Genomic DNA, 23,739 nt, shown 5'->3' with positions numbered 1-23,739 from the left:
CGAATTCCATTCGATAGCGTATTGCTAAACACTTCTGCCATGCAGAAGATCGAAGAGATTTACCGTGCGAGGCTGCGAATGCTTGCCGACGAAGTGGGCACCCAACGGGCGCTCGCTGAGCGCATCCAAAAGTCGCCAGCACAGGTTAGCCAGTGGCTCAACGCTTCACCCGATTCAAAAACAGGAAAGCCTCGATCAATGGATCGCGCTACGGCTCGCGAGATCGAACGGATTTTTCCGAAACCCGATGGCTGGATGGATCAGCCCATCGGCGCAGTCAGCACCGATGAAGGGCACAAGGGTACGCCCTATCTCAGCGGCTTCGAAGAACTGAGCATTCCCCTCCTTGCAAACTCTGGGAGCATGGGAGGAGGCGACGATCAAATGCATGAAGAGGTAGTCGTAGGACGACTGACCGTTTCTCCGCAGTGGGCAGTTCGCACCATCAAGCCGATGACCGATCTTCGGAATTTGCGGTTCATCCACGGCTACGGCGACTCAATGTCCCCCACCTTCAGTGACGGTGACATCCTGCTTGTCGACATTGGGGTAGCAGATCCGAAGATCGACGGTGTTTATGTCCTTGAAGCCAACGACCGGATCTACATCAAACGTGTGCGTCAAAGATTCGACGGCAAGTACGAGATCAGCAGCGACAACCCCACAATCAAAACGGTAGACGTCCTCGACGGCGGGCAAGAGGTGAATGTCCGCGGCCGAGTTGTGTGGGCCTGGAACGGAAAGAAGATGTGATGAGGCCCTGCATACTGACCGCGGCTCTGTTGGCCGTCAGCCTCGCTGCCCACGGCGCCGAACTCAAGGTGTCCAAAGATAGCTTCGGTGCGTCCTGGCCGTTTCTAGTCGACAGCGGAACGCTCTCATGCACCGTTGATCCCGGCACCAGCTCCCCAATGGTCACATTCATCCATCCGACCGGAACCTACGCCCTCAATGGCGGCGCGAACACACGCGCGAAGCAGAAGGGATGGTTCCCTCTTAACTCGATCTGGCGACCCAACCCCGACATCCCCGGGACCCGCGTGGACATCCACGCACTGATCGCCCCAGGCTTGAAGTTGTGCCAGCGCTGAACCCCACTGCCAAAGTTTAGCGCAACGCTATTGACAGATGATTTAGCGCTACGCTAAATTCCAGTCCATCCCCATTTTGGAGATGGACATGGCAACTCGCCGCTATCGCTGTTACTACACGCCCCGAGACGCTCTCGGCCACCTGAACCCCTCGGACACCGGCGCCGCGCCGTTCGTCCAATTCAAAGCCGCCAACGGCTCCTCCGCACGCGAGATCGCCGCAGCCGTTACCGGCTGCCCCGTGATCGACGCGGTTCGCATCGAGGACTGAGCGATGGCACGCGCTCAGATCAACCACGCGGCACCCGGCCGCGCGACCGGCGGCCTCATCGCCACGGGTAACGCCCGTGTCGAAATCTGGCTGCGCATGACTGGCCGTAGGCGCCAGGCCTTCTACAGGTGCGCCGCCGTCGGCATCACGACATGGCAGCCCCTCGGCGTGCCGCTCGCCAACAAGGCAATCAAGGCCGGGAAGATCAGCCTGCCCGGCATCGCTGACGCGCCCGTCGAGCAGTGGGAAGACGAGGAGGAAGTCCACCCGATGGCCTCCGAGTTCGCCGCGCGCGCAACTGCGCTCAACGGCGAGATTGAAGCCATCAACCTTGCCGCGCGGGGCGCAGCATGAAGACGCCGGCCATCCCGCCGTCGCTCTACGGTGTGCATTGCGCCATCGTCAGCCTGCCGAGCCAGCTCTGCGAGCGCTCCCGCCCGCTGCAAGAGCGCTATGTCTTCTTCGAGGCCAAGGGCGAGCCCGGCGCCCACCTCGAGAAGCTGCTCGCCATCACCTGGGGCGTGGACACGCGCGGATGGTGCGAGAACGGCTGGATCTACAACGTCCGCTCCGCACACGACCGCATCGCGGACGGAATGGGCGAGGGCAATTCGCGCGTCTTCGAGTGCGGATGGGGCGGCCCCGAACGCATTACCTACATCGACCGCGCCGACTGCGACTACCTCGTGACGCCGCGCATGCGGTCGCGCCTTGAAGCCGCGCACGCGGAAGCTATGGCCGCCGCCAAGCTCCTACGTGCCAGCGTGAGGGCCGCATCGTGAGCAGAGCGACACACACGCTGGGACCGGCACGCGAATGGCGGGTCTTCGTCCACACCGCGAATGTCGGCGACATCGGTTCCGTCATGGAGTCGAGCGAAGAACTCGCGCGTTGCGCCGCACTGAGCCACCACAGCAAGGAAGGCGAGCGCGGTAGCAGCAAATCGCTTTGCATCTTCGAGGACGACGAGTTCGACGTGAGAGGCGCGCGATGACACCGGATCAAAAGCAGCGCCTTCGTCACGCCTCCCTAATGCCGATGCCCATCAGTGCTCGGCCCATCCCGAAACATTGGGATGCCGCTCGCACGGCAGTACTGCGGGCACTAAAAGGTCGCAACCTCGATGCTGGCCTGCGCGGCGCAGTCTTCATCGAATCCTGTCGCGAGGCAGATCGCCACATCGTGCGCACCCCGCCCGCCAAAGCCCTCGGGAGCACGACATGAGCGCGGCCTTCGAGTACGTGCGCCAGCACTACGGTGTGCCCGCCGCCCTCGGCCGCCGCGTCGAGGTCTACGGCAAACCCGGAGTGATCGCCGCCGACCGCGGCCACTACATCGGCGTCAACTTCGACGCCGACAAGCCGGGCGTGATCCGCAACGCACATCCCACCTCCGAGGTTAAGTACCTCGAAATGGGAGAGGTGCGCCCGATGACGCGCAGCCAGCGCCGCTACGAGGCCTTTCTCGAGGAGGACTCGGGCTTGCGGTTTGGCGAATGGCTGCGCACAACCGGAGCACGGGCAGCGTAATGGCCCGCCTCTTCCGCTGCCCCGAGTGCCGCACGCGGCGGCGCGACTACGGGCTGTTCACGCAGCACCTACGCGACACCGGCCACAAGCTCTGCCACTGCGGCCACGTCGCCTATGGAGGCACCGCATTCCCACATCGCCGCGGTTCGCCGTTCTGCGAGCACAACTCGATGGCTCCCGCGCAGCTCGCGAGCCGCTACGGGGCATCCGACGAAGAGGTAGCGGAAATCGTGCTCGAGCTCTCCCTCTCCATCAAGGCACGGCCCGTGGCCGTGTGCCCCTTCTGAAAGCGCCACGCATGAACCGCGACGCGCACCCCACGACGCGAAGCCCCATGCGGACCTCGCCCGTAGAGCCCTGCCCGGGCTTTCTCAAGACCGCCGCCATGTTGGCGGTGCCCTTCGTCCTGCCCATCGTGCTCGGCGCGATGTTGGCCTACGGCTGGAGTCTTCCATGATCGTCATCAAGAACCAACGCAAGCGGCGGCCGAAGCAACCGCAGCACACCGGCCCCGTCGGCGGACTGTGCGATAGCCGATTCCAGTATCGGCCGAGCTTCGACACCAACATTCGCGCCACTTTCCGCCGCATCGCGGCCGAGAAGCAGCGAGGTGCCGTGCTGTGACCACCATCACCACCGGCGTTTTCTTCGTCGGCAAGGACCGCGGTCCAACTCAACCCGCCGTGAGCGAGCACAACAACGATGCCGGCGAGTTCGTCCTGAAACTTCGCCTCATCGACAACCAAGGCCCGCGGCGCACCGAGGTCTACGTCGCCCGCTGGACCGGCGTCGACGCCGCCGCCTGGCGCAAGCGAAATCCGCACCTCAAGGCCGGCGACGCGCTGCGCCTCGAGCTGATCAACCCCCGCTCCATGCCCGGCGCCGTCGCGCCCGAGATCCACGCCGCCATCCGCGCGTGCGAGCTGCTGCCGGCCCGCTCAGCCGCCGCGGCGCAACCCGCCTGACCCATCACCCCCTCGGAGACTTCATGGACTTTCCCATTGTGTCGCTCGCACAGATCGAGCGCGAAGCGAAGGAGGCGGCCGAGGCAGGCCATAGCCTCGACTTCGCTTGCCCGTATCCCTTCAACGATCCCGCCGGCCAAGAGTTCCGGCGCGTCTTCAACGCTCGCCGCGCCGCCCTCACCGTGCCGGCATCCGCGGAGGTCGCGCAATGACGTGGATCCTCACGGCCAGCGGCGCCGACTACCACCTGACCGGGACCGCGATCCTTGGTCCCGAAGCGCGCCCCATCCTCATCGAGGACATCGCGCACCATCTCGCGCTCATCAATCGCTTCACCGGCGCGACCTCGCGGCCGTACAGCGTGGCCGAGCACTCGCTGCTCTGCTGCGACATCGCCCAGCGCGCAGGCGCGCCGGCTTTCGTGCAGCTCGCGGCACTCATGCACGACGCGCACGAGGCCTACGTCTCGGACGCCAGCAGCCCGGCGAAGACCGCCATCAACGGCTACAGCATGGCCGGCGGCGGCGTGCCGGCGTGGACAGTCTTCGAGAACGAGCACATGAAAGCCGTGCGCGAGCACTTCAAGCTGCGAACTGCCTTCGCCGGTTATGGCGGCTTCATTCGCGAGCTGGACCTGCAGGCCCTGGCCACCGAACGCCGCGACCTCACCGCGTACGACTCCGAGCGCTGCTCCGGCTGGCCAGTCCTCGGCGAAGGCGGCCCCACGCCCATCCGACCGCTCGAGTGGGCGCACCTCAACACGACCTATCGCGAGCACACAACGTGGCAAGAGTGGCGCGAGGACTTCAAGAACCGCTTTCATCGGCTGCAGGCCGAGGTGAAGGCATCAACCGCAGCGAGGGTCGCATGCTGACCCCTCAATTCGTTCTCAACCTCGCCGCCAAACTGGTGGTGGTGCTGTTCGCGGGTTCGGGCGGAAGCTGCACGGGCATTGAGCAAGCCATCGGCCGGCATGTAGACATCGCGGCCAACCACAACGACGACGCAACTTCGTGCCACGCGAAGAACCACCCGCAGACGAAGCACTACCGCGCCGACGTGCGCGAACTGTGCCCTCGCGAACTCGTTGCCGGCCGCCCCGTGGGGTACTTCCACGCCTCGCCGGACTGCACGCACTTCAGCCAGGCTCTCGGCGGTCAGCCGCGAGACACCGCCATCCGCTCTCTCTCGTGGATCGTGCTGCGCTGGGCAGGCCAGGCGGCGCCGGATGTCATCACGCTCGAAAACGTCGAGCAGATCCGCAAGTGGGGCCGCCTGATCGCCAAGCGCGACAAGGCCACCGGCCGAGTAGTGAAGCTGGACGGCACCGTGGCCGAACCCGGCGAAGTCGTGCCGCTGCGCATGCAGCATCTCGTGCCCGACCCGAAGCACGTCGGCAAGACCTGGGAACGCTTCCTGCGCCTCTTGCGCGGGATGGGCTATGCCGTCGAGCACCGCCTGCTATGCGCCGCAGACTATGGTGCACCCACCACGCGCACGCGCCTCTTCATGGTCGCGCGTCGCGACGGGCTTCCCATCTGCTGGCCGACGCAGACGCACTTCCGCAATCCCACCACCGGGCAGATGCGCTGGCGTGCCGCGGCCGAGTGCATCGACTTCTCGCTGCCGACCGCGAGCATCTTCGACCGGAAGCGGCCTCTTGCCGAGGCAACCTGCCGGCGCGTAGCGCATGGCCTGAAGCGCTTCGTCCTCGACAGCGCCAATCCGTTCATCGTCCCCGTGACCCACTCCGGTAGCGTTCGAGTACACGACATCCGCGAGCCGCTTCGGACCATCACCACCGCCCAGCGTGGCGAGTTCATGATGGCATCGCCGGTCATGATCCAGATGGGCCACGGCGAGGGCAAGCCCGGCGCGCGCCGGTGGAGCTACGGCGCCACCTCGCCATCGAATCCGCTCGGCACGGTCACGGCCAGCGGCGGCGGCCAGGGCATCGCCATCGCATCGCTCGTGCAAACTGGCTACGGCGAGCGCGCCGGCCAAGCGCCGCGCGCGCTCGACATCGGTAGTCCGCTCGGGACAGTGGTCGCAGGCGGCGCAAAACACGCGCTGGTCACAGCGTTTGTCGAGCAGGCCAACGGCGGCCACAACACCGTCCCGGCGCGCCCCGCTACCGCGCCTCTCTCGACTGTGACCACGAGCGGAAGTCAGCAGCGGCTCGTGACTGCCGAACTCGCTCACGCTGGCGAGAGCCGCACCGCAGGCGAGGCGCCGAGCTACGACCTTGCCCCCGATGCGGAGGCCGGCGCGCTGCGCTGCGCCGCCTTCCTGATCCGCTACTACGGCGAGGGCGGCCAGCTCGGCGACCTGCACGAGCCGATGCACACCATCACAACCAAAGCGCGCCTCGCGCTGGTCACCGTGTGGATCAAGGGCGAACCGTGGGTCATCGTGGACATCTGCCTTCGCATGCTGATGCCGCGCGAGCTCGCGAACGCCACGAGCTTTCCGCCGCAGTACGTCATCGAGCGGGGGCACGACGGCCGGATGTTCTCCAAGTCCAAGCAGATCACCATGATCGGCAACGCCGTCCCGCCGCTGCTGCAGCGCGCCGTGACCGCTGCGAACTACTACGAACGCGACATACGGAGGGCAGCATGAAGCGCAACAGCCGCCGGGCCAGCCTCACCACGATGGCATCCATCGCCGCCGCTCGCCAGTTGCACTGGCGAGGCAAGGGCGAGGACACCATGACAAAACTGCGCAATGCCTTCGCCGCCTTGGCCGACGGCACCGCAGAAGAGATCGTCTTCGATCACACCGTCAGGAAGATGGATGTAGCCATCGTCTGGTCCGAGGAATTCGATAGGCCGCTTGTGCAGCCTTTGCAAGAGGCACGCGAGGCTTTGGACCGCTGCAACGCCATTTTCTGCCGTCATGGCCGATACGGCTTCGACGGACTCGGCCTGCAGGCTATGCGAGCCGCTGTCGTTGCATACGAGCGGTTCGTTCGCACGAGAACCCCACAACAACTGTGCGATGCCTTCAGCGAGGCACTCGCACGCTCGCACCGCTGGGATGCGGCAGACGAAGGATTCCTCAGATGATTCACCTCGCAACAGATCAAGGTTCGCCCGCAGAACCGATACATAAGAGCATTGAGGTGCAGGGCAAAACTCTGGAGTTCACATACACCGAAGGCTCGAATGTCTTCGCCGGGATCAGTCTCGAGTGGATGCTGCTGCTGATCGGTGAAATCGAGCGATTGCGCAAGATCAGCGCCGCCATCTGCATCGACTTCAAGCAGGCAAGCGACATCCTGTCGATGTTCGGGGGCGAGCCGGGCGAGATCACGCTACAGCTCGGAGAAGGGCACAGTGGGCGCGGCCTGTACGTGCACTACAGCGACTATCCCGAAGAAGGCGCCGAGTTCCTGGGCGTGGCCGACGAAGAAGCAATGCCCGTTGCTGATGGAAACGAAGCGGCCGAGCCCGTGGCGTACCTATTAACGCGTCCGAGCGGCTTCGCGTGGTCTGCGATGGCACGCGAAATGACGTCGGCCGCTCGAGCAGCGCACGAGGGCGATGGCGTTTGCATTGAACCACTCGTCCGCCCGCCCGTAGCGTTGCAGGGAAACGCCAAGCCGACCTTCGACCGCGAAGCCACCTTGGACGAACTGCTCAACACACTCGGCTTGAGGGCGATGAAGGCGAAGAAGGGATGACGGTGGCAGTCCTTGTCCACGAGCGGCCGAAGAAGCCATCGGCGGCGCCAATCGTGCACATTCGGCCGTTGTACCTCGCGCGGCCCGACGCCGCGGCCTTCCTGGCCATCTCGGAAAGCACGCTCGACAACCTGGTGGCCCGCGGGGACCTGCCGAAGCCTCGCAAGCTGAGCGCGGGTCGCACGGCGTGGCTGGTGGAAGACCTCGAGCACTGGGGCCGCGAGCGCCCCGAGTCGGACCTCCTGCCGCCAAAGAACAGCGGCTACGGTCGCGCCGGCAACCCAGGCGAAAAGTCTATGGCCCTTCGTCAGGCGGAACGCTCATCGGCGCAGTGACCGCAAAATCAGGTGACGTGGGATCGACGTCGAATTCGTAAGGGCCAAGCTTAGGCGCAGGCTCGGAAGAAGCTTTATCGCGTAACGCGCTACCTTGAAATGCGCGCTCCCTGTAGGCAACGCGCAGTAACGGCAAATACTTTCGCAAATAGCGCTGGTGCATGTGCTCGAGAAGCCCAAAGCGTTCGATCAATGGCACAAACTTCCATCCGCGCCACGTCAACCCATTTAGAGCAAGTAGCAGAACAGCACCATCACTGATTTGCCCGCGCGCAATGTTCGAATATCGGACGCGCTTGCCCTCATCAATTTTTGCGTTCGCCACCAAATCAAATGTTTGAAACAGCAACCGAAAATAGGGACCAAGCGCCGATGGATTTGCTTGATAAACGCGAGTTTTGTATCTATTCACCAGCTGCTGAAGAAAAAATGGTCGAAATTCTTCGCTAGTTGCGACCGGATAATCTGAAAAATATCGGCTTGCTAAAGCATTTAAAGCTGAAGCTCCACTTTTGGTCATAAAAGACGAAGAGGTGCTTCCGGGCATCGCAGCATTCTGCGCCCTGGGCATTGGGACTTCAACGCGCTCTAATACTTCCCGCGTAAGCCGCAGCAACTCAAAAAACATCGTCTCAAATCGCTGTTCCGCAGCCGCTCGGCGGCCTTCGGTTAAGCTTCGCCATTGCATCGTGGCGGCCCAAAATACCCCAATCAGGGCGATGGCGGCAAATAAGGCATTTACACCACCAAAGAGATCGCCGGTCTGTCCAAGTTGACTAAACCGGTCTGAGATCGCCTGCCTTCTTTGTTGATCTTCCGTTTTAGCTTTATCTTGCTCGCTCAAAGAATTTTGGACTCCCTCCCCCTGCGCAGCGCCTGCCACAAGATTTTCGGATGGCGCGCTCGCAGGGCTCAGCGGGCTACGGCTCGACTCAGCGGAAAAAGATCCGGTCTTTCCCGATGTTTTTACCGCCCCCTCTTCAATCCGCTCTCTAACCAAATCCGCGCCGAAGGCTATCCAAGACAGCCACATAACAAACGCAACGAGGCAGCCAGCCACCGGGTACAAGAGTTCACCGACTATACTTTCGTAAGGATCATTTTGGTTCTTCGGCACTGCTGGGGAATCGTTTTGGTCCATCTTTCATCCTCTTCTTGAAAGTATATTCTTTGTAATTACGAGCAGTGGGACAAATAAAGTTTTTCAAGATGACTGGCGAGCCTCTTCAACCACAGCCTTCGCTCGGCGTCATAGGTATGGGAGTTGTAAGTGCTCTCGATAACAGGAGGCAGGTGACCAAGAATCGCTTCGGCGACATCGGTCGGGCAGCCCAGCGCAGCCAGCATCGTGCGGCTGGTCCGCCGCAGATTGTGTGGCGTCCAGTGAGTGACGGGGAGGATCAGGCCTTCGCTCTCGCGGCGGCTCACTTTCTCGGAGTACGGCTGCAACCCGTAGACGTAGGTCGAGAAGTCGTGCTGCGTGTACTGCTCGCCGCGGACATCTTCGAACAGGTAGCCTGACTGACCAACCGCGTTCAGACGTCGCTGAACTATCTTCAGCGCACGCCCGATCAGCGGCACTCGCAGGTCCACGGCTTGCGCAATTCGGACGTTCTTCGTGCCCTTCTTCGGCACCGTCCACCACCACCCGTCCTTTTCCTCTGCCACGTGTTCGGGACGCATCGATAGGATCTCGGAGCCGCGAGTGCAGGTCCAGAGGTAAACCTGCATGGTGTCGCGGCCGAGTTCGTGCATGTTCGGCAGCCAAGCGAGCAAGGTGCCCACCTCCGCGTCGCGCAACACCCGGCGCTGCTGGCCCTGGTGCTCGCCGCCGACGATCTTGCCCTTGCTCTTCAGCTTGCCCTTTTGGACTGCCGGCCACCAGTTCGGCACGTTCTGATCCAAACGGCCAGAATCCAAGGCGCGGGCCCAGGCGGCTCCCAACATCGAGCGTAGCTTTTGAGCGGCGGTCGGCGTAGCTTTTCGGTCCTCAAGCAGGTCGAAGCACGTCGCGCGGGTGACCGCGGCTGCGGCTGAATCGGCGAAAGCCGGCTCTTCCTCGAGCAGTCGCTCGAGCGCCCGCCGAGCAGCCTTGGCGCCATCTTCTTTGCGTTCTTGTTCGAGATGCCCGGCGATGTAGTCATCGACAAGGTCGCGCACCGTGAACACTTCGGCTGCCGCGGGCCCAAGCGTCGGCTTGCGTTTCTGCCTCTGATGCTGCTTGGGGTCGATTCCTTCAGCCCGCAGCTTGCGCAGCGCGTCCCAGGCAGCCGCTGCCTCGGGCGCCTTAATGCTGGGGTACTGGCCGATCGCCGTCTGCTTCATCAGCCCGGTGTCCGGCGACTTGTAGCGGTAGGTCCACGTCTGCTTCGAGGCCGTGGCCACGAGCCGCAAGCCGTCGCAGCCGTCGACAACGAGGTGCTCGCCAGGCTTCAGCAGCTTGGCTGCGCGAGCGTCAAAGAACATGGACCTATACTCCGGGCTGTCGTCGGCGAGCGGTCATGCTCTCGACGGGTAGGCCCGGCGTAGTTCTCCCTCAAAACTTACGCCAAAACCTACGCTGAGGAGCTAAGAGTATAGGGGTGAGGCTGGGTTGATTTGGGAAACCCGGCGCCCGTCGAAAGGCGGAATTCCCTCAATAGATCAGGCACTTAGACGAAAAGCTCGTTGTAAATCAACTGGTTGCGAAATGCGGGTGTAGTTCAATGGTAGAACGGCAGCTTCCCAAGCTTCATACGAGGGTTCGATTCCCTTCACCCGCTCCACACCCCTGACCCCGGGCCGCGCAACGCGGCCCGTCGTGCTTCTGGCAAGCACTCTTGCGCCCGCTCTCCTCCCCGCCCGACACTGGCGGCCAGCCGCCATACGAGCGGCACGGCACGAAGAGATGGATGGAGACGAATCCCGCATGGAAAACTCGCCCACGCCCGAGCGCATGAGCCTGCCCGCGATGGAACCGCTGTCGCTCGGGCTGCGCGGACTGGTCCGCGAACTGCGCCGCGACAGCCCGAACCTCTCGACGCGCATGCTCGACACGCTGCGCGGCAGCATTCCCGAATACGGCGCGCTCGGCCAGGCGCTCGCGCATGACGTCTACCGCGTCGGCCTGCGCAACGCGGAACTCTGGTACGACGCGCTGCTGATCCGTGACAAGCCGCACGACGACGACCTGCAATGGATCGGCCGCTTCAGCCAGCGCCGCCACGCACAGGCGCTCTCGCTGTCGGCGCTGCTGCAGGCCTACCGCACCGGCACGCGCGTCTACATGGACGCGCTGCTCGCGCACGTGCGGCCGCATCCCGCGCTGTGCGACGAGGTGCTGTTCCGCGTCTCACCCTTCCTGCTGTACTACAGCGACCTGCTGAGCCGCACGGTGAGCGATGCCTACCTGGCCGAGCACACGCGCGAGATGCGCTGGAAGGCGCAGATGCAGGCCCGGCTGGCCGCGGCGGTGTTCGATCCGACCTGGGTCGGCGCCTTCGACGACGCGGCGCAGGCGCTGGGCATCCAGGCCGACCAGCCGCACGTGGCGCTGGCGCTGCGGCCGATGCCGCTGGAGCCGACCACGCCCGAGGCCGGCGAGCGGGTGCTGGAGGCGGTGGCCGCGGCGGTGCGCGAAGACCTGGGACCGGTCGCGCTGGCGCTGCATCGCGGCCACTGGGTGGCCTGGCTGCCGGCGCCGGCCGGCGAAGCGGCCGATGCGCGCGAGCGCCGGCTGCTCGCGAGCATCGAGCAGGCGATGCGGCTACGCCCGAGCATCGAGGCGGCGGGCCTGGGGCTGCCGTCGCAGGGCGCCGCGGGCTGGCGCGGCAGTGCCGAGCAGGCGCTGGCCGCGATCGAGATGGGGCAGCGCCTGCGCCGCAACGACGCCAGCTTCTGCTATTCCGAATTCGCGCTCGACACGCTGATGCGCCAGTCGACCGAGGTCTCGGCGCTGTGCAACGAGATGATCGCTGCCCTCGCGGCCGAGCCGCCGCTGCTAGAGACGCTCGAGAGCTACTTCGACCACCGGCAGAACCACAAGGCGACCGCGGCCGCGCTCGGCATCCACCGCAACACGCTGCTGCACCGGCTCGCGCACATCGAGTCGCTGCTCGGCGCGCGGCTGGACGACATGGCCTGGCTCTCGCGGATGTACCTCGCGCTGCGCCAGCGCCGCCTGGGCCGCGGCGCCAATCCGTCGCTGCACTGACCGCGGCCGCCTTGTGCAGATGCACAGCCCGGCAGGGCACCTTGCCAATGGCGCGCGCGGCAACGCCTCCGTAGAGTGCGCGAGCCGCATCCCAACAACACGACGGAGACGAACACCCATGCCGATGCCCGACCGCGCGCAGGCCCCTGCGCGCCCACCCTTCCCCCACCCGACCCGCTGGCGCACACTGGCCGGCACCGCGCTGCTGGCCGCCGCGGCGGTGCTCGCCGGCTGCGGCGGCGGCAGCGGCGGATCGGGCCTCGGCTTCGCCGGCCTGCCGCCCGCCTCGGGACCGGGCACCGGCAATCCGCCGTCCGATCCGCCAATGCTCGCGAGCATCGATGCCCAGTTGCCCGCCGGCACGGCGGACACGGCACAGCGCTGCGACTTCCTCGATCCCGCGCACTGCATGCTGCCGTTTCCCAACGACTACTACACGGTGGCCGACGCCAGCACCGACACCGGCCGCCGGCTGAATCTGCAGACGGCCTCGATGCCGCGCAGCGAGGTGGTGCGCAACAAGCCGATCGACACCACCGAATGGAACCGCAACGACGGCTTCTCGCCGGGCGCGATGATCGTGACGCGCGTGCCGGGCGTGGACCTCGCGCGCACCGGCGCGCCGGGCATCGGCGATCTCTCGGCTTCGCTCAAGGTCGACGCGCCCGTGGTGCTGATCGATGCCGACACGCTCGAGCGCAAGCTGATCTGGGTCGAGCTCGACAAGAACAACGTCAGCGCGCCCGACCGCCAGAGCCTCAATATCCGCGTGGCGAAGAACCTCGAATGGGGCCATCGCTACATCGTGGCGATGCGCAACATGAAGGATGCCGCCGGCAAGGCCATCGAGGCCGGGCCCGCGTTCCGCATCTACCGCGACCGCCACGAGAGCGCGCTGGGCTTCGTGAACGATCGCCGAGCGCACATGGAGAGCATTCTCTCGACGCTGCAGCGCGCGGGCGTGGCGCGCGAGCCGCTCTACCTGGCCTGGGACTTCACCGTGGGCTCGCAGCGCAGCATCACGGGCCGCATGCTCGCGATCCGCGATGCCGGCTTCGCGGCGCTCACCGACGGCACGCCCGGCTTCAAGGTGACGACGGTGCAGGACCTGACGCCCGCGCAGGACGCGCGCATCGCGCGCCACATCGAGGGCACGCTCACGGTGCCGAGCTTCGTCGCGGCTCCCACGACCGGCACGGCCGACATCACGCCGGTGATCGCCGCCGTGGCGCCCTACCTCGGCGGCGGCGCGCTGTCGGTGCCGGCCGTCAAGGCGGCCTTCGACACGCTGGGCGACCGGCCGCTGCCGCTGGAGAGCTTCCGCTACGCCTCGGCCTCGCCCGGCGTCTACGACACCCCCGTGTGGGACGGCCGCTCGACGCTCACCGTGCCCTTCATCTGCAACATCCCGCGCGCGGCGCTCAACCCCGACGGCAGCATCAACCCCGCGCGCATCTCGCTGTACGGCCACGGCCTGTTCGGCAAGCCGACCGAGGTCAATGCCAGCAACGTGAAGGACATGAGCAACGAGCACAACTTCGTGTTCTGCGCGACCAACTGGTACGGCTTCTCGCAGACCGAGATCGTGCCGTCGGTGTTCGGCTTCTTCGACCTGTCGAACGCGCGCGTGCCCTTCGACACCACGCAGCAGGGCGTGCTCAACATGCTGATGCTGGGCCGCGCGATGCAAAGCGCCAAGGGTTTCGGCAGCAACGCGGCCTTCCAGATGGGCACCACGCCGCGCAGCGTGCTCGACACCAGCGAGCTGTTCTACGACGGCAACAGCCAGGGCGGCATCCTCGGCGGCATGCTGATGAGCGTGGCGCAGGACATCCACCGCGGCGTGCTCGGCGTGCCCGGCATGAACTACTCGCTGCTGCTCGAGCGCAGCGCGGACTTCCCCGAGTTCGCGACCATGGTCTACGCGGCCTACCCCGACAGCCTCGACCAGCAGTTCATCTTCTCGCTGTGGCAGACGCTGTGGGACCGCGCCGAGGCCAGCGGCTATGCGCAGGCGATGACCGACAAGCCCCTGCCCGGCACGCCGGCGCACAAGGTGCTGATGCACGTGGCCTTCGGCGACCACCAGGTCACGATGTGGTCGGCCGAGGTCGAGGCGCGCACCATCGGCGCCAGGCTCTACTGCCCGGCCACGGCCAGCGGCCGTCATCCCGACGCGGTGCCCTACTTCCAGCTCTCGTGCATGGACCTGGGCGCCGGCGGCTACGACGGTTCCGCGATGGTGGTGTGGGACAGCGGCCCGGGCCGCCTGCCGCCCCCGCCGCAGGACAACCTCGCGCCCACGGCCGGCAGCGATCCGCACGAGGATCCGCGCGCCACGCCGGCCGCGCGGCAGCAGAAGTCGGAATTCCTGCGCAGCACCGGCAAGGTGGTCGACGTCTGCGGCGGCGCGCCCTGCCGCTCGGCGGCCTACGCGCCCTGAAGTCGTGAAGGGGACGCGGCGCGCTCAGGCCGCCGCGCCCTCGCGGTACGCGCCCGCCGGTTTCGCGGGCCTCGCCTCGCGCGCGAAGCTGCGCTCCATCGCTTCGCCGCCTTCGCGGTAGTCGCCCGGCGTACCGCCGGTCCAGCGCCGGAACGCGCGGTGGAAGGCGGCCACGCTCGAGAAGCCGAGGTCCGAGGCGATGGCGATCAGCGGCTCGGAACCGCGCGTGAGCCGCTCGATGGCGACGTCGCGGCGCAGCGCGTCCTTGATGTCCTGGAAGGTCGCGCCCTCGGCCTGCAGGTGCCGTACGAGCGTGCGCGCCGACAGGCCGAAGGCACCCGCCACATGGGCGATGTCGCAGTCCTCGCCGAGCCGTGCCTGCAGCCAGCCGCGCACGCGATGCGCGGCGCTGTCGGCGCTCGGCGGCACGAACAGCCAGTCGAGCGGCGCGCGATGCAGCAGGTCGCGCAGCTCGAGGCCGGAGCGGCGGCGCACCGGCCGGTCGAGGTACTTCGGGTCGAAGACCATGGCCGTGACGGGCTGCCCGAAGCGCGCGGGGCCGGGGAACATGAAGAGGTAGTCGGCGGCATCGTCGGACCGCGCGAAGCCGAAGTCGATGCGCTCGAGCTCGATGCGCGCGCCGATGATCCACGAGCACAGGCCGTGCACCAGCTTCATGTGCAGCTCCTGCACCAGGCGCGCGCTGCGGGCCTGGCGCGGATAGGCATCGATGCGGATCACGGCCTCGCGTTCGTCGCGGTGCAGGGTGAACACCGAGCCGTCGTCGAGCACGCGGTTGAATTGCATCCATCGCTTGATGGCGACCTGCAAGGTGGGCGCGTCGAGCATCAGGATGCTCAGCACCTTGAGCGTGCCGCAGCGCAGCGGCCGCGCATAGAGGCCGGGCATCTCGTCGTCCATGTGCAGCGCCACGCTGCGGAACAGCTCGGCGAACTGCTCCTCGGTGACGCGGCCGTGCCGCTGCGCGAGCAAGGTGGGCGAGATCGTGGCCAGGTGCAGCATGCCGTGCAAGGTGGGCGCATCGATCGGCAGTCCCTCGAGGAAATCCCTGACGTACGAGATCGGCAAGGTGGGCCGGCCCGCGAAGTTCAATGAAACGGATCTCGCTGCAGGAGGCATGTGCATGGCGCGATTGGCAAATGAAGTTGGCGCGATCGGAGAACACGGGATCGCATGCGCTGCATAGAGTGAAGCCGACGCCGTGCGGCGAGGGCTCGATCAGGCCGTGCGCGTCGACATCATCCGTCCCACGAAAGAAGAACACCATGAGACAAACGCTCGGTTCGACCCGAACCGCGCCGCCGCTTGCGCGGCCGGCACGCATCCTTTCCCTCGGTATCGCCTGCGCGGCGCTGCTGGCCGCCTGCGGCGGCGATGGCGGCGGCGGCGGGGGCTTCATCCCCGTCGTGCCGGCCTCGCCGCCGCCCGCGGCGCCGGCGGCGCTCGACCAGGCCTCGATCACGGTGCTGTCGTCCAAGCCGCAGTTCGTGAGCGGCGGCGATGCGCTGGTCGAGGTGAAGGCGCCCGCGGGCGCAACGGCCTCGGGGCTGGAACTCACGCTGAACGGCAAGCCGGTGACGGCCCAGTTCGCGCGCGATGCGAACGGCAACCTGCGCGGCATGGTCAAGGGCCTGGCCATGGGCGCGAACACGCTGGCGGTGAAGGCGAGCGCCGAGGGCCGCGCGTCCTCGAATGCCGAACTGGTGCTCACCAACCATCCCGACACCGGCCCGATCCTCGCGGGTGCGCTGCTCACGCCCTACGAATGCCGCACGGTCGAATCGAACATGGGCACGCCGCTCGATGCGAACTGCTCGGCAACGCGGCGCAACGACTACTTCTATCGCACGCCTGCCGGTAGCTTCAAGCCGCTGGCCGATCCGCTCGCGCGCCCGTCCGACCTGGCGCAGACCACGACCATCGAGGGCAAGACGGTGCCCTACATCGTGCGCGTGGACTCGGGCACGGTGGGCCGCACGATCTACCGCATCGCGCTGCTCGACGACCCCACGGCCGAGACCGTGGTGCCCACCGGCTACAAGCCCGCCGCGGGCTGGAACGGCCGGCTGGTGGTGAGCTTCGGCGGCGGCGCGGGCACGCAGTACAACCAGGGCGTGAACCAGGCCACCGACGCGCTGAGCGACCTGCACCTGTCGCGCGGCTTCGCCTACATGATCTCGACCGAGCTGGTGAACGGCCAGCGCGGCAACGCGGTGCTGCAGGGCGAGACGCTGATGATGCTGAAGGAGCGCTTCATCGAGACCTACGGCGTGCCGCGCTGGACCGCCGGCTCGGGCGGTTCGGGCGGCGCGATCCAGCAGCTGGTGATCACGCAGATCTACCCGGGCCTGCTCGACGGTCTGCAGCCCTCGCTGACCTTCCCCGACGGCAGCCTGCACGTGGCCGACTGCCGCCTGCTGGAGAACGTCTACAAGGCCGACACCGCGACCTGGACCAATGCCAAGCGCACGGCGGTCGACGGCTTCACCAACGGCACCTGCCGCGCCTGGGACCTGAGCTTCGTCAACACCATCGTCGCGACCAACGCGGCCGGCTGCGCGCTCAAGGACGTCTCGAAGGTCTACGACCCGATCAACAACCCGACCGGCGCGCGCTGCACCACCTCCGACATGCGCACCAACATCATGGGCCGCGACCCGATCACCGGCTTCGCGCGCAGCCCGCTCGACAACGTCGGCGTGCAGTACGGGCTCGAGGCCTTCAACAAGGGCGCGATCAGTGCCGAGGAGTTCGTGACGCTCAACGAGAAGGTCGGCGGCTACGACAAGGACGGCAAGCCGGTGCCGCAGCGCACCGTGGGCGACGCGCTCGCGCTCGAGCGCGCCTATGCGAGCGGCCTGGTCAACTCGGGCGGCGGCGGCCTGGCCTTCGTGCCGATCCTGCATTCGCGCACCTACAACGACGCCTCGGGCGACATCCATTCGCACGAGCGCGACCTGGTGGTGCGCGCGCGGCTGCAGCGCGCCAACGGCCGCGTCGACAACCAGGTCATCTGGGTCGGCCCGCGCACCGGCTATCCGCTGGCCGCGCTGTCGCTCGACGTGATGACGCAGTGGCTCGACGGCCTCGCCGCCGACCCGGCACCGCTGACCACCGACAAGGTGGTGGCGCACAAGCCCCGGGCCGCGGTGGATGCCTGCTTCGACGGCAGCGGCACCAAGTACGAGGAATCGCCGGCCTATGGCGCCACCGGCACCTGCGCCACGATGTACCCGCTGCATGGCGAGCCGCGCCAGCAGGCCGGCGCGCCGCTGACGAACGACATCAACAAGTGCCAGCTGAAGCCGGTGCTGGCGTCGGACTACGCCCAGCCCCTCACGCCCACGCAGCTCGCACGGCTGCGGACCGTGTTCTCCAGCGGCGTGTGCGACTGGACCAGGCCGGGTGTCGGGCAGGTGCCGCTGAAGGGCACCTACCAGAGCTACGCGGTCGCGCCGGGCTGATCGGGCAGCCGCGGCGAGGCGGCGCGCAGCACGTGGTCCGACAGCAGCCGCGCGGCCTGCTGCAGCCGCTCGAACTGCGCCTCGCTGAGGCTCTGGCGCACCAGGTCGAAGTGGCACAGCGTGCCGGCCAGCCGGCCGTCGCCATGGGTCAGCGGCACGCCGTGGTAGGCGATCACCATGCCCTGGTAGGGGCTGCCGTCGAGCAGCCGCTCCTCGCGCGAATCCTCGGTGCACAGGCGACCGTCGCGCAGCACGAACTGGCAGAAGCTGCTGCCCAGCGGCACCACGGCGAGTTGCTCGGGGCGCGCCTCGCCGAGCTTGTCGACCATGTAGAGGTTGCGCAGCAGGTCGCCGTCGAGCACGAAGACCGCGGTGTAGCGGTGCGGCACGCCCGCGTTGAGGTGGCGCAGCGCCTCCTGCACGCCGTGTTTCCGCAGCACCTCGCCCAGGTTCTCGGAAAAGGCTGCCGCGGTGTCTGGCGTGGAATTCATCGCCAGACTGTAGCAAAAAGAATTCATTTCCAGCGCCCGCCAAGGCGCCGGGCGCGGCCGGAAGCGCTTCAGGCGCGGCGTGCCGAGGCCGCGTCCTCGGCCAGCGCGGGACCGTCGTAGGACACGCGGTAGTTGCCCAGGCCCGTGAGATCGAGCACGGTGAGGCCGCGCTTCTCGAGCCGGATCAGCCCCAGCGCCTGCAACCGCTGCAGCGCGACGTTCACGCGCTGGCGCGAGACGTTGGCGAGCAGGCCGATCTCGGTCTGCCCCACCTGCAGGTGGCGCGGCGCATCGGGATAGAGCTCGGGATTGAACAGGCTCGCGAGGCAGTTGGCCACGCGCGCGTCGGTGTCGAGCAGGCGCTCGTGCGCGAGCGCGCCGATGAACAGGCTCAGCCGCGCGTTGAGCAGTTCCTGCAGGTAGTGATTGAAGGGCACGCTGGTCTCGCGCAGCCAGTCGAAGGTGCGGCGCGGCATCAGCGCCACGCGCGTGGGCCGCAGCGCGAACACGTCGTAGCGGCGCGCCTCGTGCTTGAAGAGCGACCCCTCGCCGAACCACACGCCCGCCGACACGCCCGTGAGCGTCGACACGCGGCCGTCCTCGGAGGCCACCGACATCTTGGCGAAGCCGTCGATCAGCGCCATCCAGTGCTCGACCAGCTGGCCCGCGCCCGCGATGCAGGCACCGCGCGCGTACTGGCGCTCCTGCATGCCGCCCAGCACGCGCTCGAGATCGGAAGAAGAAAGACCGGCCGCCCACCGGGAGCGCCGCACCATGCCCTCGAGGCAGGCCGCGGGCTGCGGGGTATCAGGGATTACCTGTAGCAATTCACGCCTCATCTGTCGTCGCAACGACCGTGGTGCCGCGTGCCGCTCCTTAATCTTTGTGGAGATCGACACCAACACAGGAGACCTCATGTTCGCCATCCCCCACGCACCGCGCAAGCGGGTTTCTCCGTGGCCGGCCCTTCGCGCCGGCTCCGTCGCGGCACTGGCCATTGCCGCGGCCGCGCTGCTCGCCAGTTGCGGCGGCAGCTCGGACAGCGGCGCGGTGTTCCTGCCGGTCGCGCCGCCCCCGCCCGCGCCGCCGCCCGCCCCGGCCGCCTTCGACGTGCGCACGCTGTCGTCCAAGCCCGAGATGGTGAGCGGCGGCGACACGCTGCTCGAGGTGCGCGCGCCCGAGGGCGTGGCGACCGACAAGGTGCGCGTGAGCCTCAACGGCAAGGACGTGAGCGCGCAATTGACCACGCGCGATGCCGCCACGCGCACGCTGCGCGGCCTGGTCACGGGCCTCGCCGAAGACCCGGCCTCGGCCACCGGCAAGGAGAACCTGATCGTCGTGACCAACGCCGACAAGCCCGAGCAGCGCACCGAGCTCAAGCTGGTCAACTACCCGATCACCGGCCCGATCCTCTCGGGCCCGCACATCACGCCCTACGAATGCCGCACGGTGCAGAACGGCCTTGGCGTGGCGCTCGACGCCAACTGCTCGGCCACCACGCAGGTGGTCTGGTACTACCGCAGCAAGGCCGGCAGCTTCAAGCCGCTGGCCGACCCGACCGGCACGCGCCCGGCCGACCTGGCCGACACCACCACCAACGACGGCGTCACCGTGCCCTACATCGTGCGCGTGGAGTCGGGCACCATCAACCGCGGCGTGTACCGCCTCGCGGTGCTCGACAACCCGGCGAAGGACGCGCCCGCCACCTGGAAGCCCGGCAAGGGCTGGAACAGGAAGCTGGTGCCCTACTTCGACTGCTGCGGCTCGGCCCAATACAACCAGGGCGTGCATCCGATCGAATCGATCCTCGACGCGGTGGGCGACATCTACCTGTCGCGCGGCTTCGCCTTCGTCAACTCGACCGAGCTGTGGAACAACCAGCACGCCAACCCGCACCTGCAGGGCGAGACGCTGATGATGATCAAGGAACACGTGATCGAGGAATTCGGCGAGGTGCCAAAGTGGACCGCGGGCATCGGCGGCTCGGGCGGCGCGATCCAGCAGTACCTGATCGCGCAGCTCTACCCGGGGCTGCTCGACGGCATCCAGCCGATCGTCTCGTTCCCCGAGACGCTGATGCCCGAGGTGATGGAGTGCCGGCTGCTCAACAACGTCTACAGGCTCGACATGGCGACCTGGACCACCGCCAAGCAGGACGCGGTCAACGGCTTCAACACGAATACCTGCGTGGCCTGGGACCTGTCGTTCGCGAGCATCATCAAGTCCGACAACGCGGCGGGCTGCGGCTTCCTCGAGCCGACCAACGCGGCCAACGTGTTCAACCGCGCGACCAATCCGAACGGCGTGCGCTGCGACCTGTTCCAGACCAACGTCAACCTGCTGGGCAAGCGCCCCGGCACGCAGGAGGCGCGGCGCCCGATCGACAACGTCGGCGTGCAGTACGGCCTGGCCGCGCTCAACAAGGGCACGATCACGGTGAAGGAGTTCCTCGACCTCAACGAGAAGGTCGGCGGCTACGATCGCGACGGCAACGTGCAGGCGGCGCGCGCGCAGGCCGATGCCGGCGCGCTCGAGGCCACCTACTCGGGCGGCTTCAAGAACAGCTTCTCGGGCCCGGGCCTCGCGAACATCCCGATCATCACGCAGCGCGCCAATGCCGATGCAACCGGCGACATCCACGACACGCTGCAGGACCTGATCATCCGCGCGCGGCTGCAGCGCGCCAACGGCCGCAGCGACAACCAGATCATCTGGACGCTGGGCTCGACCTCGGCCGTGAACTACATCGCCGCATCGATCGACCTGATGAACAAGTGGCTCGACAACATGGCGGCCGACAGCGCCGCGGCCTCGACCGACAAGGTGGTGCGCAACAAGCCCGCGGGCGCCAACGACGCCTGCTGGGACAAGGCCGGCACGCGCATCGACGAAGCCGCGTCGCAGGACCCGGCCGCGAAGTGCAACGTGGTCTATCCGCGCTTCAGCACGCCGCGCATCGTGGCCGGCTCGCCGCTCGTGAACGACGTGCTCAAGTGCCAGCTCAAGCCGGTCGCGATGGCCGACTACACGGTGACCTTCAGCGGTGCCGAGGAGACGCGGCTCAAGACCATCTTCCCGGCCGGCGTGTGCGACTGGAGCAAGCCGGGTGCGGGGCAGCAGCCGCTGAAGGGAAGCTACCTGCGCCTGCCGCTGGGCTGAGGGTTTCATGGTGGGGATTTCGGGGCTCTTCGGAGCCCCTTTTTCGTGGCGCGGCGCGGGGCGTTCGCGCGATAGGGATTCCCCATCCGCGCAGGCTGCGGAGAAGGACTTTTAACTGTACGTCCATACAGCATTTCTCTAGAATGCCTCGTCTCCAAGAACAACTTCGAGGCGATCGCATGACCACCGCCAATCCGCCCGCAGCCGCTGCGCGCATCCTCTTCTTCTCACGCCCCACGCAGACGCAGCCCGCCCCGCGACCCACCCCGCGTCTGCGTGCCACGGGGCGCCTCTCGACCTGGCCGTTCCGCGTGCTGCGGCACAACGAGCAGGGCGATCCGCACGACATCAAGGCGCAGGCGGCGCGGGTGTTGCGGACGACGGCGCAGCAGTGGTGGCCGAAGGTGGACTGAATCACTCATCGTTCGAAAGTGCCAGATGACATTCGACATGACCCAGGATCACGCAACGAGCGACACCCGACTGCTGGTCGGACTGTTTCCGAACGGAGCGGTGTCAACGGCCATCGAGTTGCACCGCAAGCAGTGGTGGTGGCCGAAGGGCTGCCACTTTCCGCCGCTGAGCCGATTGCATCTCACGTTGGGCTATCTCGACGAGCACGAAGAGCGCTGCGAGGAACGACTGCTCGAGGCACTGTCGCAAGTGCGGATGAAGGCATTCGGTCTGATGCTCGATCAGTCCGGCACATGGTCCAACGGTGTCTCCGTGATTCAGCCCGCTCCGCACGGACAGTTGTTCGAACTGCGAGAAAGAATCTGGTCGGCTCTCCAACATGCGGACCTGATGGACCTCGCCAATATCTCGGGATGGAAACCCCACATCACGATCGCCCGCGCCTCCGAGCGCGCCGCCTGCCCGGCGATGTCACCCATTCCATGGGCCGTGAGCGAAATCCGCGTCGTCCGCTCGCACTTCACGACACCTTTCCGTCACGAGCACCTGGCATCGATCTCCGCGCGCCACGGGCTGCGCCGCCTGAGCGCTTCACTCCACTGAACCGGCAACCATCGCGCCGGCTCGGTAGGCCTCACACCAGCAGGTCCTGTACGTCCTCATCGAACCCCGCCATCGGCTGCGCCTTCGCGAGCGCCAGCCACACCGCGAACGGAATCCGCTCGAAGCTGCGATGCACCGCGGCACGCGCGACCACGAGGCGTTCGCCCTCGAGCACCATCACGCCGCATTCGGCCGGCACCTCCTCGGGCGTGGCGATGCAGCGGCCGCGCGCATCGTTGCCCAGCACGTACCAGCACTCGCCGCCGAGGTCGAGGTAGGCCGCGCGCTTGTCGGGCTTGCGCAGGTCGCCCAGCAGGTCGGCGCGGCTGACCTTCACCTCGTGCACGATCGGATGCGCATAGGCCTCGACGCTGGTGTTGCGGATCGAGAAGACATCGGGCCTGGCCATGCACCAGCGCGCCTTGCCGCCCTCTTCCGCCGGCGGCAGCTTCGCGCGCAGGCTCAGGCCGCGCCAGGCGATGCGGCCGCCGCGCGTCATCTCGCGCGCCACGCGTTCGACCAGCGCCTCGTGCGGCGACAGCGCCGCTCGGTTGATCGTGAGCGTGGTGGCGATGCGCGCGAGGCCGGCATCGGTCACGCGCAGGGTCTCGTGGCCCTGCGCCGACCGCACGCGTTCGAGGAATCCGCCCGCGAGCAGCTCGACCTCGATCGCGTCGCAGCAGGGCCAGCCGGCCGAGCGGTACATCTCGCGCAGGCGCCGCGCATGCAGCTTGCCGAAGGGCACGCCGCCCGACGCCGATGCGATGGCCAGCGAGGCCGCGAGCGACACCGCGGTCTGCATCGGTGGTTCCTCCACCGGCGGCGGAAAGCCGGGGTCGGTCACCGGCGGCATCGCGGGCGGCGGATCGCCCTCGGGCAACGGCCCCGGCGGCATGACGGGCGGTGGCGGCACCACGGGCACGTCGGGCGCGGGTGGCGGCGGGCCGATGGGCGTGTCGACGATGGGATCGAGGGCGAGTGCGGACATGGTGAGGAACAGGTTAGCGAAATCCGGTGGATGAGGCGAGGACTCGAACGAACGGTTGCGATCGGTTGCACAGACGGACAGAGCGCGC

At 66.9% G+C, this 23,739-nt stretch carries 29 protein-coding genes and 1 tRNA gene; 24 read left to right on the top strand and 6 right to left on the bottom strand.

Annotated features, from left to right (window positions below; genetic code table 11):
• The first annotated feature begins 39 nt into the window (after positions 1 to 39).
• The 17 genes from KV106_RS05675 (at position 40) to KV106_RS05600 (ending at position 7,876) form a co-directional block, all read left to right on the top strand.
• A complete protein-coding gene (locus tag KV106_RS05675; RefSeq protein WP_261206951.1) occupies positions 40 to 753 on the top strand; it encodes a LexA family transcriptional regulator in 714 nt (237 codons plus the stop codon).
• Entirely contained in the window at positions 753 to 1,091 is a 339-nt protein-coding gene (locus KV106_RS40050) for a DUF2511 domain-containing protein (protein ID WP_409976482.1), read from the top strand. The genes KV106_RS05675 and KV106_RS40050 overlap by 1 nt, the downstream gene beginning before the upstream one ends.
• Before the next feature lie 88 nt (positions 1,092 to 1,179).
• Positions 1,180 to 1,362, top strand: a complete 183-nt coding sequence (locus tag KV106_RS05670) for a hypothetical protein (protein WP_261206950.1) — start codon at positions 1,180 to 1,182, stop codon at positions 1,360 to 1,362.
• A 3-nt stretch (positions 1,363 to 1,365) separates the two neighbouring features.
• Positions 1,366 to 1,716, top strand: a complete 351-nt coding sequence (locus KV106_RS05665; RefSeq protein ID WP_261206948.1) for a hypothetical protein — start codon at positions 1,366 to 1,368, stop codon at positions 1,714 to 1,716.
• Positions 1,713 to 2,144 carry a hypothetical protein gene (locus KV106_RS05660; protein WP_261206945.1) on the top strand — a complete coding sequence of 144 codons (432 nt, stop codon included), beginning with the start codon at positions 1,713 to 1,715 and terminating at the stop codon, positions 2,142 to 2,144. The genes KV106_RS05665 and KV106_RS05660 overlap by 4 nt, the downstream gene beginning before the upstream one ends.
• Positions 2,141 to 2,356 carry a hypothetical protein gene (locus KV106_RS05655; protein ID WP_261206943.1) on the top strand — a complete coding sequence of 72 codons (216 nt, stop codon included), beginning with the start codon at positions 2,141 to 2,143 and terminating at the stop codon, positions 2,354 to 2,356. Before KV106_RS05660 ends, KV106_RS05655 begins: the two co-directional genes overlap by 4 nt.
• A 226-nt stretch (positions 2,357 to 2,582) precedes the next feature.
• Positions 2,583 to 2,891 (top strand): hypothetical protein, encoded by a 309-nt coding sequence (locus KV106_RS05650; RefSeq protein WP_261206941.1) that lies wholly within the window; start codon positions 2,583 to 2,585, stop codon positions 2,889 to 2,891.
• Positions 2,891 to 3,178: a hypothetical protein gene (locus KV106_RS05645; protein ID WP_261206939.1), complete on the top strand. Its 288-nt coding sequence runs from the start codon at positions 2,891 to 2,893 to the stop codon at positions 3,176 to 3,178. The genes KV106_RS05650 and KV106_RS05645 overlap by 1 nt, the downstream gene beginning before the upstream one ends.
• Positions 3,179 to 3,189: 11 nt before the next feature.
• Entirely contained in the window at positions 3,190 to 3,348 is a 159-nt protein-coding gene (locus tag KV106_RS05640; protein ID WP_261206937.1) for a hypothetical protein, read from the top strand.
• Entirely contained in the window at positions 3,345 to 3,515 is a 171-nt protein-coding gene (locus tag KV106_RS05635; RefSeq protein ID WP_261206936.1) for a hypothetical protein, read from the top strand. The genes KV106_RS05640 and KV106_RS05635 overlap by 4 nt, the downstream gene beginning before the upstream one ends.
• Positions 3,512 to 3,856: a hypothetical protein gene (locus tag KV106_RS05630; RefSeq protein WP_261206934.1), complete on the top strand. Its 345-nt coding sequence runs from the start codon at positions 3,512 to 3,514 to the stop codon at positions 3,854 to 3,856. The genes KV106_RS05635 and KV106_RS05630 overlap by 4 nt, the downstream gene beginning before the upstream one ends.
• 23 nt (positions 3,857 to 3,879) lie before the next feature.
• Positions 3,880 to 4,068: a hypothetical protein gene (locus tag KV106_RS05625; RefSeq protein ID WP_203202531.1), complete on the top strand. Its 189-nt coding sequence runs from the start codon at positions 3,880 to 3,882 to the stop codon at positions 4,066 to 4,068.
• Positions 4,065 to 4,730: a hypothetical protein gene (locus KV106_RS05620; RefSeq protein ID WP_261206927.1), complete on the top strand. Its 666-nt coding sequence runs from the start codon at positions 4,065 to 4,067 to the stop codon at positions 4,728 to 4,730. Before KV106_RS05625 ends, KV106_RS05620 begins: the two co-directional genes overlap by 4 nt.
• Positions 4,724 to 6,478 carry a DNA cytosine methyltransferase gene (locus tag KV106_RS05615; RefSeq protein WP_261206925.1) on the top strand — a complete coding sequence of 585 codons (1,755 nt, stop codon included), beginning with the start codon at positions 4,724 to 4,726 and terminating at the stop codon, positions 6,476 to 6,478. Before KV106_RS05620 ends, KV106_RS05615 begins: the two co-directional genes overlap by 7 nt.
• Complete coding sequence (locus KV106_RS05610; protein ID WP_261206923.1) at positions 6,475 to 6,924, top strand: hypothetical protein; 450 nt, start codon at positions 6,475 to 6,477, stop codon at positions 6,922 to 6,924. The genes KV106_RS05615 and KV106_RS05610 overlap by 4 nt, the downstream gene beginning before the upstream one ends.
• On the top strand, positions 6,921 to 7,541 hold the full coding sequence (locus KV106_RS05605) for a hypothetical protein (protein ID WP_261206921.1): 621 nt from the start codon (positions 6,921 to 6,923) through the stop codon (positions 7,539 to 7,541). Before KV106_RS05610 ends, KV106_RS05605 begins: the two co-directional genes overlap by 4 nt.
• Positions 7,538 to 7,876 (top strand): helix-turn-helix transcriptional regulator, encoded by a 339-nt coding sequence (locus KV106_RS05600; protein ID WP_261206919.1) that lies wholly within the window; start codon positions 7,538 to 7,540, stop codon positions 7,874 to 7,876. Before KV106_RS05605 ends, KV106_RS05600 begins: the two co-directional genes overlap by 4 nt.
• Here KV106_RS05600 and KV106_RS05595 read toward each other — a convergent pair.
• Positions 7,836 to 9,017, bottom strand: coding sequence for a putative phage abortive infection protein (locus KV106_RS05595; protein ID WP_261206917.1), 1,182 nt, complete (start codon positions 9,015 to 9,017; stop codon positions 7,836 to 7,838). The two genes, KV106_RS05600 and KV106_RS05595, sit on opposite strands and share 41 nt — an antisense overlap.
• Before the next feature lie 35 nt (positions 9,018 to 9,052).
• Positions 9,053 to 10,342: a tyrosine-type recombinase/integrase gene (locus KV106_RS05590; RefSeq protein ID WP_261206914.1), complete on the bottom strand. Its 1,290-nt coding sequence runs from the start codon at positions 10,340 to 10,342 to the stop codon at positions 9,053 to 9,055.
• A 225-nt stretch (positions 10,343 to 10,567) separates the two neighbouring features.
• On the opposite strand from KV106_RS05590, the gene KV106_RS05585 reads away from it, so the two are divergent.
• The 3 genes from KV106_RS05585 (at position 10,568) to KV106_RS05575 (ending at position 14,511) form a co-directional block, all read left to right on the top strand.
• Positions 10,568 to 10,641: transfer RNA gene (locus tag KV106_RS05585), tRNA-Gly, on the top strand.
• Between the two features lie 143 nt (positions 10,642 to 10,784).
• Positions 10,785 to 12,068 carry a PucR family transcriptional regulator gene (locus KV106_RS05580; RefSeq protein WP_261206912.1) on the top strand — a complete coding sequence of 428 codons (1,284 nt, stop codon included), beginning with the start codon at positions 10,785 to 10,787 and terminating at the stop codon, positions 12,066 to 12,068.
• A gap of 118 nt (positions 12,069 to 12,186) precedes the next feature.
• Positions 12,187 to 14,511: a hypothetical protein gene (locus tag KV106_RS05575; RefSeq protein ID WP_261206910.1), complete on the top strand. Its 2,325-nt coding sequence runs from the start codon at positions 12,187 to 12,189 to the stop codon at positions 14,509 to 14,511.
• 24 nt (positions 14,512 to 14,535) lie between these two features.
• On the opposite strand, the gene KV106_RS05570 is transcribed toward KV106_RS05575, so the two are convergent.
• The gene (locus tag KV106_RS05570; RefSeq protein ID WP_261206907.1) at positions 14,536 to 15,624 is read right to left on the bottom strand and encodes an AraC family transcriptional regulator; all 1,089 of its coding nucleotides are present in this window, start codon (positions 15,622 to 15,624) and stop codon (positions 14,536 to 14,538) included.
• Between the two features lie 173 nt (positions 15,625 to 15,797).
• Between KV106_RS05570 and KV106_RS05565 the strand changes: the two genes are divergently transcribed.
• A complete protein-coding gene (locus KV106_RS05565; RefSeq protein ID WP_261206905.1) occupies positions 15,798 to 17,996 on the top strand; it encodes a DUF6351 family protein in 2,199 nt (732 codons plus the stop codon).
• Here KV106_RS05565 and KV106_RS05560 read toward each other — a convergent pair.
• Positions 17,975 to 18,487: a GAF domain-containing protein gene (locus tag KV106_RS05560; protein ID WP_261206903.1), complete on the bottom strand. Its 513-nt coding sequence runs from the start codon at positions 18,485 to 18,487 to the stop codon at positions 17,975 to 17,977. The genes KV106_RS05565 and KV106_RS05560 overlap by 22 nt on opposite strands.
• Positions 18,488 to 18,555: 68 nt before the next feature.
• Positions 18,556 to 19,263 carry a Crp/Fnr family transcriptional regulator gene (locus KV106_RS05555; RefSeq protein WP_261206901.1) on the bottom strand — a complete coding sequence of 236 codons (708 nt, stop codon included), beginning with the start codon at positions 19,261 to 19,263 and terminating at the stop codon, positions 18,556 to 18,558.
• Between the two features lie 139 nt (positions 19,264 to 19,402).
• On the opposite strand from KV106_RS05555, the gene KV106_RS05550 reads away from it, so the two are divergent.
• The 3 genes from KV106_RS05550 to KV106_RS05540 all read left to right on the top strand — a co-directional run bounded on the left by KV106_RS05550 (position 19,403) and on the right by KV106_RS05540 (position 22,663).
• A complete protein-coding gene (locus KV106_RS05550; RefSeq protein ID WP_261206899.1) occupies positions 19,403 to 21,646 on the top strand; it encodes a DUF6351 family protein in 2,244 nt (747 codons plus the stop codon).
• A gap of 179 nt (positions 21,647 to 21,825) precedes the next feature.
• Positions 21,826 to 22,059: a hypothetical protein gene (locus tag KV106_RS05545; RefSeq protein WP_057598357.1), complete on the top strand. Its 234-nt coding sequence runs from the start codon at positions 21,826 to 21,828 to the stop codon at positions 22,057 to 22,059.
• Between the two features lie 25 nt (positions 22,060 to 22,084).
• Positions 22,085 to 22,663 (top strand): 2'-5' RNA ligase family protein, encoded by a 579-nt coding sequence (locus KV106_RS05540; RefSeq protein ID WP_261206895.1) that lies wholly within the window; start codon positions 22,085 to 22,087, stop codon positions 22,661 to 22,663.
• 31 nt (positions 22,664 to 22,694) lie between these two features.
• On the opposite strand, the gene KV106_RS05535 is transcribed toward KV106_RS05540, so the two are convergent.
• Positions 22,695 to 23,651: a hypothetical protein gene (locus tag KV106_RS05535; RefSeq protein ID WP_261206893.1), complete on the bottom strand. Its 957-nt coding sequence runs from the start codon at positions 23,649 to 23,651 to the stop codon at positions 22,695 to 22,697.
• Positions 23,652 to 23,739: the final 88 nt, after the last annotated feature.

The organism is Variovorax endophyticus, from assembly GCF_025376855.1.
Classification (GTDB): domain Bacteria; phylum Pseudomonadota; class Gammaproteobacteria; order Burkholderiales; family Burkholderiaceae_C; genus Variovorax.
Note: the sequence above shows the minus strand (reverse complement) of the source record. Positions and strands in the feature narration are given on the sequence as shown.